The organism is Streptomyces umbrinus (assembly GCF_030817415.1).
In the GTDB taxonomy this organism is placed as follows: domain Bacteria; phylum Actinomycetota; class Actinomycetes; order Streptomycetales; family Streptomycetaceae; genus Streptomyces; species Streptomyces umbrinus_A.
In genome coordinates this window covers 5211446-5224181 of sequence record NZ_JAUSZI010000002.1, presented here as the reverse complement: position 1 = coordinate 5224181, position 12736 = coordinate 5211446, and the positions used below count along the sequence as shown (strand labels likewise).

The following is a 12736-nucleotide window of genomic DNA, read 5'->3' as shown; positions in this document are numbered from 1 at the left end:
AGTCCCCGTAACCGTCGCGGTTCTCGACCGCGGCACCCCCGTCCCCACCCTCGCCCACAACGTTCCCCGGGCGATACGCGTGCGAAGGAGCCCGCGATGAGCGAGATGATCACCGCGGACCTGGTCGATCTCGACCTGTCCGCCGATACGAAGGAAGCGGCGGCGCGCGCCCTCGCCGAGCGCATGGTGTCCCTGGGCCGGGTGACCGACCTGGACGGCTTCCTCGCCGACGTGGCCGCCCGCGAGGCCCAGATGCCGACCGGCCTCGACGGCGGCATCGGCATCCCGCACTGCCGCAGCGAGCACGTCACCGAGCCGACGCTGGCTTTCGGGCGCAGCGCGGCCGGGATCGACTTCGGCGCGCCGGACGGCCCCGCCGACCTGATCTTCCTGATCGCCGCCCCGGCCGGCGCGGACGACGCCCACCTCACGATCCTGTCGTCACTGGCCCGCCAGCTGATGAACGCCGAGTTCACCTCGGCGCTGCGCTCGGTGGGCGACGCGGCGGGGGCAGCCGCCCTGATCCGCGGCGACGAGCCCGCCGCTGCAGCCGCACCCGCCGCCGCGGCCGCAACTGCGGCTGCCGAGCCGGGTGCCGACGGCTCCGAGGGTTCCGGTGACTCCTCGGCCGACTCCGAGGCGGCGTCCGGGACTGCCCCGGCCGCTGCCCCCGAGGCTGCCCCGGCGCCCGCCGGTACGGATGACGAGGGTGCCGCCGAAGGCAAGGGCGGGCGACCGTTCCGTATCGTCGCTGTCACCTCCTGCCCCACCGGTATCGCGCACACCTACATGGCGGCCGAGTCGCTGGAGAACGCGGGCCGCGACGCCGGTGACGTCGAGGTCGTCGTCGAGACGCAGGGATCGGCCGGTTTCAGCCGGCTCGACCCGGCCGTCATCGCCGCGGCGGACGGCGTGATCTTCGCGCACGACATGCCCGTACGGGAGAAGGACCGGTTCGCCGGGAAGCCCACCGTGGACGTCGGCGTGAAGGCGGGCATCAACAAGCCCGCCGAGCTGATCGCCCAGGTGCGCGGCAAGGCGGAGCGCGGCGAGGTCACGGCGGCCGCCGGGCCCCGCGGCGGTACGCCGGTCGAGCGGGCCGGCGAGCCCGGTGAGGGCTACGGCACCAAGCTCCGCAAGTGGCTGATGTCCGGCGTGAGTTACATGGTCCCGTTCGTGGCCGCGGGCGGTCTGCTGATCGCGCTCGGGTTCGCGATCGGCGGCTACCAGATCAACGAGGCCAAGCCGGTCACCGAGGTCTTCAACTGGGGTCAGGTCGACAGCTGGGCCGCGCTGCTCTTCCAGATCGGCGGCGTCGCCTTCGGCTTCCTGATCCCCGTCCTCGCCGGTTACATCGCGTACGGCATGGCGGACCGGCCCGGTCTCGTGCCCGGCTTCGTCGGCGGCATGATCTCCGCCAACATCGCCGCGGGCTTCCTCGGCGGTCTGGCCGCGGGTCTGCTGGCCGGTGGTGTCGTCCTCGCCATCCAGCGGATCAAGATCCCGCCGGTGCTGCGCGGCATCATGCCGGTGGTCGTGATTCCACTGGTCTCCTCGATCGTCGTCGGCTTCCTGATGTTCATCGTCATCGGCAAGCCCATCGCCGAGGCGCAGAAGGCCATGACGGACTGGCTGTCCGGCCTCTCCGGCACCAACGCCGTCCTGCTCGGTGTGCTGCTCGGCCTGATGATGTGCTTCGACCTCGGCGGCCCGGTCAACAAGGTCGCGTACGCCTTCGCCACGGGCGGTATCGCCGTCCAGGACCCGACCGGGTCCGCGATGAAGATCATGGCGACGGTCATGGCGGCCGGCATGGTCCCGCCGCTGGGCATGGCCCTGGCCACCACGATCCGCAAGAAGCTGTTCACCACGGCTGAGCGGGAGAACGGCAAGGCCGCCTGGGTCCTCGGCGCGTCCTTCATCTCCGAGGGCGCGATCCCGTTCGCGGCGGCCGACCCACTGCGGGTCATCCCGGCCTCGATGGCGGGCGGCGCGGTCACCGGCGCCCTGACCATGGCCTTCGGCTCGACCCTGCGCGCCCCGCACGGCGGCATCTGGGTCACCTTCCTGATCGGCAAGCCGTTCCTCTACCTGCTCGCCATCGCGATCGGCACAGCAGTCACGGCAGGCCTGGTCATCGTCCTGAAGGGCATGCGCAAGACACCCCTGGACGGCAACGAGGACAAGACCCCCGAGGCCCCGACGCCCACCCAGAAGAAGGAACCGATAGCAGCCTGAACGCTCCGCCGAGGAGCGAGAACGACGGTGGGCCGGGACTTGTGAAGTCCCGGCCCACCTGTCGTGCCCCGTCACCGGGTCGCGGGGTGCCTTTTCAAGCAGGCGGGGCCCTTCCAGGGGTGCGGGGTGCTTCTTCAAGCGGGCAGGGCCGACAGCGGCTTTTTAGGGGCGCGGGGAACTGCGCGACCAGCCACAGCGAACCCGCAGACTACGAACCGGCCGGAATCCCTGCTAACCGCCGGAGGCCCGCCGCTCCATCGCCGACCGCGCATCCTCCTCGGACGGATACACCTCACACATGTGCCGCCCATCGGGCGTAGCCGTGTGCTCGACCTCCCACAGGGACAACTCCCGCCCGTCGTGGAGCAGAAACGCGTGCTCGTAGAGCGAGAAGCACATCCCCCGCTCACCGGCCCGGCACGGCCGCCCGAAGGCCTGGGTGATCTGGTGCGCGAACGCCATCCGCAGCAGATCGGCCATGTCCTCGCCCGGCCGGTCCGAGTTCTCCGCGCGCCGCAGCAGCCGCCGCCCGTGATCCGCGGAGTCGTCGGGAACGTACGCGTGCAGCGGCTCGGGGACGTGCGACACCCGCACCAGCACCGGCAGTTCGAAGTCCGGCGCGTCCGCCGGGAGCGGCAGCCGCCCCGTCGCGGTACGCAGCTCCTCCTCGTCCTCGTACACCTCGTGCTGCGTTTCGCGGCTCGGCGCGGTGTTGTGGACGAGCTCCCAGAGCGTGAGCGCGCTCCCATCGGCCAGCAGCCAGGTGTGCCGGTACGTCTCGCGGTGCAGCCCCGCGCTGTGGTGCGCGGAGTGCAGCGAACTGTCGTGGGCCAGCGCCCGGTCCAGCCGCCGTATCGTCTCGTCCGGCAGCTCGAAGGAGTTCAGGGCACGGCCGAGGAGCCGCGCGAGATGCTCCTCCGGAGACTCGGGCGACTCGGCTGGCTCGTACGCTGCCGTCTCGTACGGAACGCTCAAGGCTTCTCCCGGCGTTGCTGCATGTCACCTTGTGGGTGCATACCGTAGCCCCTCGGGCGGACATCATGTCCGGGAACCGAGAAAACGTACGCACGGAAAACGGCCGGGCCGTGCGGGATGTTCCCGCACGGCCCGTCGAATGCTCAAAACCCCTTGGTCAGAGGGCACTTCCCGCGGTCCAGGCACTCCATGCCATGTTCCAGCCGTTGAGACCGTTGTCCGGTGCGACCGTCTTGTCGGGGGAGTTCTTGACGGTCACGACGTCCCCTACGAGCGAGTTGTCGAAGAACCACTTGGCGACCGTGTCGCCGCCCGCGCCCCGTACGTCCGCCATCCCCACGCAGCCGTGGCTGGTGCCCTGCTTCCCGAAGGGCGGATTGCCCTTGTTGTACCAGTAGTTGCCGTGGATGAAGGTGCCCGAGGTCGTCAGCCGCATCGCGTTCGGCACGTCCGCGATGTCGTACTCGCCGCCGTAGCCGACCGTCGACCCGTTCATCCGCGTCTGCCGGAACTTCTCCGAGATCACCATCTGCCCGTTGTACGTGCTGTTGTCCGGGCTGCCCGCCGAGATCGGAATCGTCTTCACGGTCCTGCCGTCACGAACCACCGTCATGGTCTGCGTGTTGACGTCGACCGTGGACACCTGGGAGCGCCCGACCGTGAAGGTGACCGTCTTGTCCTGCACCCCGTAGACGCCGTTCGCGCCCTCGACGCCGTCCAGGTCGATCTTCATGGTGACCTTGGAGCCGGCCTTCCAGTACGCCTGGGGCCGGAAGTCCAGCCGCTGCGCGCCGAACCAGTGTCCGACCACCTTCTGCCCGCTGCTGGACGTGACGGTGATGTGCGACTGCACGTCCTTCCTGAACTTCCCGTCGCCGATCGCCTTGTCGAAGGTGAACGACACCGGCATCCCGACGCCGACCTTCGCGCCGCCGTCGGGCGTGTACGTCCCGATGAAGCTGTTGCTCGTGGACACCGTCGTGAAGATGGAGTTGGCCGCCGAGGGCTTCCCGTCGCCGTCCTTCGCGGTGGCCGATATCTGGTACTTGGTCCCGCGCTCCAACTGCTCCTTCGGCTTCCAGCTCTTCCCGTTCGCCGCGAGCGTCCCCGGTACGGCCGCCCCCGTGGCCGACTCCTTCATCGCCACCTCGGTCAGCCTGCCGTCGCTGACCTTCACCCCGGTCGAGTTGATCGACGCCGCCGTCGAACCGTCCTTGGCGGAGATGAGGATCTTCGCCGCCGAGGTCTTGGTGTCGCCGTTCTTGTCCTCGGACTTGTTGTCGGCATTGGCGTCGCCGCCGCACGCGGTGAGGGTCAGGGCGCCGACCATCAGGGCGGCACAGGCCACCAGCGCGCGCCTCGCTGTTGTGTCCGGCGTTGTCACGGTCTGCTCCAGTTCTCGCGGTTGTGGGTGATCCACTCCGTTCCGTGGAGAAAGATCGGATCCATGGAGAAGGAGGGGAACATCGCCCGCCCGGGTTCCCACAGCCCGCCATCAACACCATCACGTGACAGATTCGGGACAATCGCCTTATGCGGCGGGGGCGTCGGCGGGGGGCTTGTCGGCGATGCGCAGCGCCTCGACCAGATCGCGGTAGAGGGAGTCCGTGGCGAGCAGCTCGTCATGGGTGCCCCGGGCGCGAACGCCGCCCGCGTCCATCACCACGATCGTGTCCGCGTCGATCACCGTCGACAGCCGGTGCGCGATGGTCACCACCGCGTGCTCCCGCGCCCGCCGCCGGACACAGTGGTGGACCGCCGACTCCGTGAGCGCGTCGAGCTGTGCCGTCGCCTCGTCGAGCAGCAGTACGTCCGGCTCCCGCAGCAGCGCCCGCGCGAGAGCGATGCGCTGCCGCTCCCCGCCGGAGACGGCAGCGGTCGACAACTCCGTGTCCAGTCCCTCGTCCAGCGACTCCACCTTCTCCGTCAGCCGCACGTCAGCGAGCACCTGACGCAGCTCCTCCTTGCTTGCCTCCGGCCGGGAGATGAGCAGGTTGTCGCGGATGGTGCCGGGGACGACCGGGGTGTCCTGCTCCACATACGCCAGCCTGGAACGGATCGCCGCGTGGCTGTGCCGGTGGTACGGGACACCGTCCAGCAGCAGCGCGCCCTCCTGCGGCTCCAGGAAACGCAACAGCAGAGAGAAGACAGTGGTCTTGCCCGCCCCGGAGGGCCCGACGATCGCGGTGTGCCCGCGAGCCGGCACCACCAGGTCCACCCCGCGCACGGCAGGCTCCCGCCCGGGACCGTACGACGCCGTGACGTCCTTCAGCTCCAACACCGGGCTGCGCGTGTCGAACACAGGGCCGCGCGCGGAACCGTTCGTGTCCGGCACCGGGCCGTGCGCGTCCAGCATGGGACCGTTCGTGTCCGGCACGGGACCGCTCGTCCGGCGTCGGACCGACGGCTCCTCCCGCGTGTCCGTCGAGGGCGGCCCGTCCGTCTCCGCCTCCAACTCGTCCACGGCCCGGATGCGTTCCGCCGCGGCGATGCCGGACTGCAGTGCGGTGAGGTCCTGCGACAACTCCGTGATCGGCTCCATGAGCCCGAAGGCGTAGAGCAGGAAGGCGATCAGGCTGGACACCTCCAACTGCCCTTCCCCCACCCGCCAGGCGCCGACGCCGAGGATGAGGATCACCGCGAGCTGGATCCCGGTCCAGGCGATGGTCCACACGGTGGCCTCCAGCCGTACCGCGCGGATGCCGTACTCCGCCGAGGCCCGCGCGTCCGCCGCGATCCGCTCCGCCTGCCGGTCCTCGGCACCGCTCGCCTTGACCGTACGGATCGCCCGCAGCGTGCCCTCCAGGGTGCCGCCGACCCGGCCGACGTGCTCCTGCGCCCGCTCCTGCGCCTTCGCGATGCCGGGCATCAGCAGCGCGAACAGGACGATCACCACCAGCACGGCCGCCACCGTGGTGCCGAGCAGGACCAGGTCCAGAAAGCCCATCAGCACCAGCGTGCCGACCAGCATCACCACGCCGTTGATCAGCCCGACCACACTGGAGGAGGCCGCCTCGCGCAGCAGCACCGTGTCCGAGACCGCCCGCGAGACCAGCTCGCCCGGCGGCCGTGCGGTCACCGCGGGGATCGTCGCCCGGAAGTACCGGCGCACCATCGACTCCCGGGCCTCCAGCACCACCCGCTCACCGAGCGCGCCGAGCAGCACCCACTGCACGCGGTAGAGCACCGCGCCGATCACCAGCAGTACGAGCAGCGCGACCACCGGACCACGCAGCGAACTCCCGTCCGTGAGCGCGTCCAGCACCCACTTGGTCACCATCGGCGTGGCCAGACCCAACGCCGAAGCGGCCAGCGCCAGCAGCAGCCCGACCGCCAGGGTCCGCCGATGAGGCCGGGCGAACGAAGCAAGAACCCGCAGACTCTCCGGAGCAACCATGCTCACGAGTGGAACATCGATGTTCCAAAACTGTCAACTCTGTTTTATTGTGGAACGGCGCTACAGTGTGTGCCCATGGAGCCCATGGACACCGCTGTAAGCGACCGGAGCGGCGTGCGAGGCCGCACCAGGCGCGCCATCCTCGACGCCGCCGCCGTCGTACTGGCCAAGAACTCCGGGGCCTCCCTCGGCGACGTGGCCGCCGCGGCGGGTGTCGGCCGCACCACCGTCCACCGCTACTTCGCGGAGCGCTCCGACCTCCTGAAGGCCCTGGGCGCCGACGTCCTCGAAAAGGTCGCCGCCGCGACCGACCGCAGCCACCTGGAGGACGGCCCGGCACTCGCCGCCCTTGAACGGCTGTGCCAGGAACTCTTCGAACTCGGCGACGCGCTCACCCTCGTCTTCGACGAGTCACTGGTCGCCACCTGGAACTGGGAGGGCTGGGAGGAGGACACCGACGCCGACCGAGCTCTCTCCCACCTCATCGAACGAGGCCACGCCGAAGGCGCCTTCGACCCCGCCCTGGACGTCGACTGGATCGTCCAGACCCTGTGGTCCCTCCTGTACGTGGCCTGGCAACGCGGCCGCACCGGAGGAACCAAGCACGAGGCCCTGAGCTTGTGCCTACACACCCTCCGAAAGGCAGCCTCCCCGGCGCCCTAGTCGCCCTCGGCATACAACTCCCCGTACGCCGGCCACATCCCGCCCGGTCCCTCCACCGACCCGGCGGCACGTACCGCCCGGACGATGGCGCGCATGACGAGGTCCGCGCCGGCGGCGAGGATCTCGTTGAGGGCGAGCGGGTTCTCCTCCGCCAGCGGACGGGCCCCCGTGGCGAGCGCGAACACCGTGTCGCCGTCGTTGAGGAGATGCACCGGCCGGACGGCACGCGCGATGCCGTCGTGCGCCGTGCCCGCCAGCTTCTGGGCCTGTGCCTTCGACAGGTCGGCGTCGGTGGCGACCACCGCGAGGGTGGTGTTCAGCGGGGGCAGGCTGTTCTTCGCCGCGGCCTCGGCGAGCCGCGCCCTCGCAGCCTCGTGAACCTCCTCGGCCGGACGGCTCAAGAGCCCCTGGACCAACTCCCCGTACAACGCTCCGGTCTCCGGCTCCACCACCGATCCCGCCGCGTTGGCCACGACCAGCGCCGCCACCGTGACACCCGATTCGAGCACGGCACTCGCGGTGCCGACCCCTCCCTTCATCATTCCCACGGCCGCCCCTGTCCCGGCGCCCACGGACCCCTCCGGAACAGGTGCGCCCGGCTCGCTCGCCGCCGCGGCCTCCACCGCCTCGCGGCCGATCGCCGCGTCCGGCCTGGCCCGGAAGTCGCCACCCCGACCGAGGTCGAAGACACAGGCCGCCGGTACGACAGGCACCACGTGCAGCGGATCGGGCCCGACCCGCACCCCGCGCCCCCGCTCCTCCAGCCAGGCCATCACACCGGTCGCCGAGTCCAGCCCGAACGCGCTGCCACCGGTCAGTACGAGTGCCTCGACCTTCCGCACCACATTGCGCGGATCGAGCGCGTCGGTCTCCTTGGTGCCGGGCCCACCACCGCGTACGTCCACCGCGGCGACCGCGCCGCCTTCCGGGGCGAGGACAACCGTCGTACCGGTGAGCCAACCGTCACCGATCCTCGTGGCGTGCCCCACGCGCAGCCCGGCCACATCCGTCAGAGCGTCAACTGTCATACGCCCAGTGTCGACCCGCCCTACGCGGCAGGCGCGCCGGCCGCCTCCTCCTCCCGCTCCTCCCGCGCGGCCATCAGGGCAGTCAGCGTCACCCCCACCACCACCGCAAGAGCGGCCACCACACCCGCCGCGAGCACCGCCCAGTCACCCAGGAACGTGCACAGGGCCACCGCCAACGCCGTGACGGGCAGCACCAGTTGCTGCGCTGTGCCCACCTTGTAGTGGCGGGCGTGCAACACCCAGACGGTCAGGAGGAACAACGCCGTCGGAAGTGTCACCGCGGCCGACGCCGCCAGTGTGGAGATGTGCGCCTTGCCGACCGCCTGCTCCACCGCGACCTCCAGCCCGGCACCGATCGCCGCCGCCGACGCGAAGATCACATAGTGGCCGTACCCCCACAGGAACGCCTTCCTGCTGGAGCTGAGATGACCGTGGATCGGTACGACGAAGTAGATCCACCACGCGGCGAAGATGATCAGCAGCCCGCCCGAGGCGATCGGGAGGAGCTCGCCCAACGCGTCGTTCTCGTCCACCCCCACCTTCACCGCGATCGTGGCCGCGGCGATGGTCTCGCCGAGGACGATGATCGTGAAGAGCCCGTACCGCTCGGAGATGTGATGCGGATGCCAGACCGTGCTGAACTCCCTCTCCGCCAGCAGCGGGACGCACATCTCTGCGATCGCCATCACCAGGAACAGCCACGGCCGGCCGGACTCCGGCAGGAGCACCAGGCCCACCCAGCCGACCTGGCACACCAGGACCCCACCCGCGTACCGCAACGTCATCCGCCGCTCGGCGCCGTCCGCGTTCCGGGCCACGCGCAGCCACTGCACGGTCAGCGCCATCCGCATGATCACGTAGCCCAGCAGGACCAACAGGAAGTCGTGGTCCTCGAACGCCTGGGACACCCCGGCGGCGAGAACCAGCACACCGGCGATCTGGATCAGCGTGACGACCCGGTACAAGGCGTCGTCGTTGTCGTACGCCGACGCGAACCAGGTGAAGTTCATCCACGCCCACCAGATGGCGAAGAACACCATCGCGTAGTTCAGGACGCCCTCGGCCGCGTGCGCCTCCGCGACGGAGTGCACCAGCTGCACTCCCGCCTGGGCGATCGCCACGACGAAACACAGATCGAAGAACAGCTCCAGCGGCGACGCGACCCGGTGCGCCTCGTCCCGCCCGCGCGCGGTCATCCTGCGCAACGGCCGAGGTGAGGGGACGGTTCGGGAGCGGCGTGGACCGGATTCGGAAGAGGCATCGGGCGTCATGCGACCAAGCACAGCAGAAACCCCCCAAAAATCCAGAAGCACGCCGGACTCGCTCCGGCCTGCCGCGCAGCGTTCAGGAAGCGGGGTCGTACAGGAACGCACGCACCTCCTGCGAACAGCGGCACGCCACCGCGATCTTCGCCGCCCACTCGAGGGCTGCTTCGCGGGACGGCAGCTCAAGGATCGTGTAGCCGCCGTTCGGCACGCGCGTGTCGGGATAGGTGCCATCGGTGACGGTTCCGTCACCGGCCACCAGGACAGGCGCGACATCCTCGTCCAGTCCGCCGCCGAAGACGTAGACGCCCGCGTCCTTCGCCTCCTGGATCACCGCGTGCGATTCCTCGCTCACGGCGGCGAAGTCCTCTTCGGGAACCACCATCGCCTCGCTCGGAAACGAGATCAGGTACTTGGTCATCAGCAAGACTCCTTGTTCCGCCGGTCCGGCCCGCGCCCAGAACATTGCCCGAGCCCAGGCCCCGTACCCTGGACGCATGAGCACTACCCCCACCCCACCCGACGACGCCGAACCACGTGACCCCAAGGCCGCGCTGGTCTTCGACGACCCGCTGAGCCGGCCGTCCGCCGACGACACGGACCAAGGCTGGGGCGAGCGGCCCGCCGGCGACAGCGCGGCGGACCTGGCCCGCTTCCTGGACGAGAAGCCGCCCCACCACATCTGACCCCCCGCAAGCCGCAGCCGCGACGCGCCCCCGACCCACGGCTGCAAGCAAGGCACGGAAGGCTGCCGGCACAACCACCACCACTACGGCGGATACCGGCGCCAGTACCGCAATCGCGGTTACTGCTCGTTGTGCCCGGAGCCGCGCTGGGCCACCAGGGCGTCGCGGATCTCCTTCAGAACTTCCAGCTCGCTCACCTCGATCACCTCCTGCGTACCCTCCTTCGCCTTCTGGCGGGCCGCCTGCTTGGCGAGGTACTTGGACATCGGCAGCACCATCAGGAAGTACACGACGGCCGCGGTGATCAGGAAGGTCAGCGTCGCGCTGAGGACGCTGCCCCACATGATGGGGATACCGCTCGTCGCGGTCCCCGTCGCCTCGTCGAACCGGCAGGGGTCCTTCAGACACGAGCTGTACTGGTTGAGGTCCTTGGTGCCGAACGCGCCGACCAGCGGATTGATCACGCCCTTCACCACGGAGTTGACGATGTTGGTGAAGGCGGCGCCGATGACCACCGCGACAGCCAGATCGACGACGTTCCCGCGCATCAGGAAGGCCTTGAAGCCGTCCCAGACGCCCGGTTCCTTCTTCTTCTCGCTCACCAGGGAGCCCCTCTTCAGCCGCACAAACTGTGGAATCAACAGCTCCGCAACCTACGTCAGGGCCTGGCAGCGCTGTCCAATTCCGTAACTCCAACGAGGGACTTGACACCCTGACGGCAGCCATCCTGGCCATGGTCAGCACAGGGTCACCGCCAACCGTGAGGTCGCGCCGGCCCCGGCCAGCAAGTTGGCCGTCCGCCGAGGCACGGACAACACAACCAACGCCCCACCCTCCGAGACACTGTCGGGCGACTCGGGCACCTTCGTCACCCGCGCACCGCGCGCGACCACGCGAGCGTCACCGGGCCCCACCGCACCCTGCTCAGCCGCGACAACGTCGACCCGGTCCCCGGCCCTGAGCAACCGCACGGTCGCACCATCGGCAATCCGCACAGGCGCCGCAACCATCTCAACGGGCCGCTCCCGCACAGCATCGACCACCGGACGCCCCCGAGCCTCCGTACCTCTCTCCCCCTCCCTCTCCCTCGGCCCCGCCGCGACAAGCGCCACCGCGGTCACAGCGAGACCAACGGCCAAGGCCCGCCTCCGATGCCGAACGAGCCGCCGCACCTGATACCGCCCACCCCGCACCCGCACGGGAGCGAAATGCGGCACCTCACACGTGCTGGGCACATCCGTGCCCAACGGACGCGGAAAAGAGGAGAGCTGCGACACGAGTACCACCACCTGTGGTCGAAAGATCAGCTTGCGACCCCAGCCTGCGCCCTCCCGCAGAATCCCGCCGAGCCCAGTGGACAACCCCCCAGCTGTGGACAACCCCCTCACCCGAAGGAAACGTTCCGCACCCGCAGCCGAACACACGGAAACGGAGATGCACCCGCAGCCGACAACGCACGGGAGCGGGCCGTGCCGGTACGTCGAAAGCCCGCCGCACAGGGCTCCTCCAAAAAACGGAACCCTTAAAACCCACAGCCGTACACCCGGCACGCGGCGGGCTCGACGTACCGGCACGGCCCGCGCCCCAAAACAACGCGCCGCGTACCGAACGGCACCCGGCGCGCCACCTACGGCAACTCAACCCCCGGATCCATCCCACCCAACGCACTCACGCACAGACAATCCCGAGAAGCGTTCTCCGGCAGCCCCGCCACCGCATCGAACAAAACCCCTCGCAACCGATCCACATTCGCCGCGAACACCTTGAACACCTCCTCGTGCGAGACGCCCTCCCCACTCTCGGCACCCGCATCGAGATCAGTGACCAGCGTCAACGACGTATAACAAAGCTCCAGTTCACGAGCGAGCGCCGCCTCCGGATGCCCGGTCATCCCCACCACGGACCACCCCTGCGCCCGATACCAGAGCGACTCCGCACGGGTCGAGAACCGCGGCCCCTCGATAACCACCAGCGTCCCGCGGTCCACAGGCTCCCAGTCCCGCCCCCGCGCCGCCTCCAGAGCGACCCCCCGCCCGGTGGGGCAGTAGGGATCGGCAAGGGACACATGCACGACGTTCGGCACGTCACCCCCGGGCAACGGCAGCCCGTCGAAGTAGGACTGCGCCCGGGACTGCGTACGGTCCACGAACTGGTCCGGCACGAGCAGCGTCCCCGGCCCGTACTCGGGCCGCAGCCCGCCCACCGCACACGGACCGAGCACCTGACGCGCCCCGAGCGACCGCAGCGCCCACAGATTGGCCCGGTAGTTGATGCGGTGCGGCGGCAGATGATGGCCGCGCCCGTGACGGGGAAGGAAGGCGACCCGCCGCCCGGCGATCTCGCCGAGGAACAGAGAGTCGCTGGGCGCTCCGTACGGCGTGTCCACCTGTATCTCGGTCACGTCGTCGAGAAAGGAGTAGAAGCCCGACCCGCCGATGACGCCGATCTCGACGTTCTCCGTGTTCACCATGAACGGCACCCTAG

12 protein-coding genes are annotated in these 12736 nt (G+C 69.7%); 3 read left to right on the top strand and 9 right to left on the bottom strand.

Features of this window, described 5'->3' with window-relative positions:
* Positions 1-96 precede the first annotated feature (96 nt).
* A complete protein-coding gene (locus QF035_RS22620) occupies positions 97-2238 on the top strand; it encodes a PTS fructose transporter subunit IIABC (protein ID WP_307522314.1) in 2142 nt (713 codons plus the stop codon).
* Positions 2239-2469: 231 nt separating this feature from the next.
* Here the strand turns inward: QF035_RS22620 and QF035_RS22615 are convergent, their stop codons facing one another.
* The 3 genes from QF035_RS22615 to QF035_RS22605 form a co-directional block, all read right to left on the bottom strand.
* A complete protein-coding gene (locus tag QF035_RS22615; protein WP_307522313.1) occupies positions 2470-3213 on the bottom strand; it encodes a DUF6227 family protein in 744 nt (247 codons plus the stop codon).
* Positions 3214-3370: 157 nt separating this feature from the next.
* Entirely contained in the window at positions 3371-4597 is a 1227-nt protein-coding gene (locus tag QF035_RS22610; RefSeq protein ID WP_307522312.1) for a L,D-transpeptidase, read from the bottom strand.
* A 147-nt stretch (positions 4598-4744) separates the two neighbouring features.
* Positions 4745-6610 (bottom strand): ABC transporter ATP-binding protein, encoded by a 1866-nt coding sequence (locus QF035_RS22605; protein WP_307531343.1) that lies wholly within the window; start codon positions 6608-6610, stop codon positions 4745-4747.
* A gap of 84 nt (positions 6611-6694) precedes the next feature.
* Between QF035_RS22605 and QF035_RS22600 the strand changes: the two genes are divergently transcribed.
* Positions 6695-7273 (top strand): TetR/AcrR family transcriptional regulator, encoded by a 579-nt coding sequence (locus QF035_RS22600; RefSeq protein WP_307522310.1) that lies wholly within the window; start codon positions 6695-6697, stop codon positions 7271-7273.
* On the opposite strand, the gene QF035_RS22595 is transcribed toward QF035_RS22600, so the two are convergent.
* The 3 genes from QF035_RS22595 to QF035_RS22585 form a co-directional block, all read right to left on the bottom strand.
* A complete protein-coding gene (locus QF035_RS22595) occupies positions 7270-8301 on the bottom strand; it encodes a P1 family peptidase (RefSeq protein WP_307522308.1) in 1032 nt (343 codons plus the stop codon). The two genes, QF035_RS22600 and QF035_RS22595, sit on opposite strands and share 4 nt — an antisense overlap.
* A gap of 20 nt (positions 8302-8321) precedes the next feature.
* Positions 8322-9572, bottom strand: a complete 1251-nt coding sequence (locus QF035_RS22590; RefSeq protein WP_373466700.1) for a low temperature requirement protein A — start codon at positions 9570-9572, stop codon at positions 8322-8324.
* A gap of 73 nt (positions 9573-9645) precedes the next feature.
* A complete protein-coding gene (locus QF035_RS22585; RefSeq protein ID WP_307522307.1) occupies positions 9646-9987 on the bottom strand; it encodes a YciI family protein in 342 nt (113 codons plus the stop codon).
* A gap of 76 nt (positions 9988-10063) precedes the next feature.
* On the opposite strand from QF035_RS22585, the gene QF035_RS22580 reads away from it, so the two are divergent.
* On the top strand, positions 10064-10252 hold the full coding sequence (locus QF035_RS22580) for a hypothetical protein (RefSeq protein ID WP_307522305.1): 189 nt from the start codon (positions 10064-10066) through the stop codon (positions 10250-10252).
* Between the two features lie 119 nt (positions 10253-10371).
* Here the strand turns inward: QF035_RS22580 and QF035_RS22575 are convergent, their stop codons facing one another.
* From QF035_RS22575 to QF035_RS22565, 3 genes are all read right to left on the bottom strand, one after another.
* Positions 10372-10800: a large conductance mechanosensitive channel protein MscL gene (locus tag QF035_RS22575; RefSeq protein WP_055610980.1), complete on the bottom strand. Its 429-nt coding sequence runs from the start codon at positions 10798-10800 to the stop codon at positions 10372-10374.
* Positions 10801-10989: 189 nt separating this feature from the next.
* Positions 10990-11541, bottom strand: coding sequence for a hypothetical protein (locus QF035_RS22570; RefSeq protein WP_307531338.1), 552 nt, complete (start codon positions 11539-11541; stop codon positions 10990-10992).
* Positions 11542-11879: 338 nt separating this feature from the next.
* Positions 11880-12722 (bottom strand): S-methyl-5'-thioadenosine phosphorylase, encoded by an 843-nt coding sequence (locus QF035_RS22565; RefSeq protein WP_307522304.1) that lies wholly within the window; start codon positions 12720-12722, stop codon positions 11880-11882.
* Between the last annotated feature and the right edge of the window lie 14 nt (positions 12723-12736).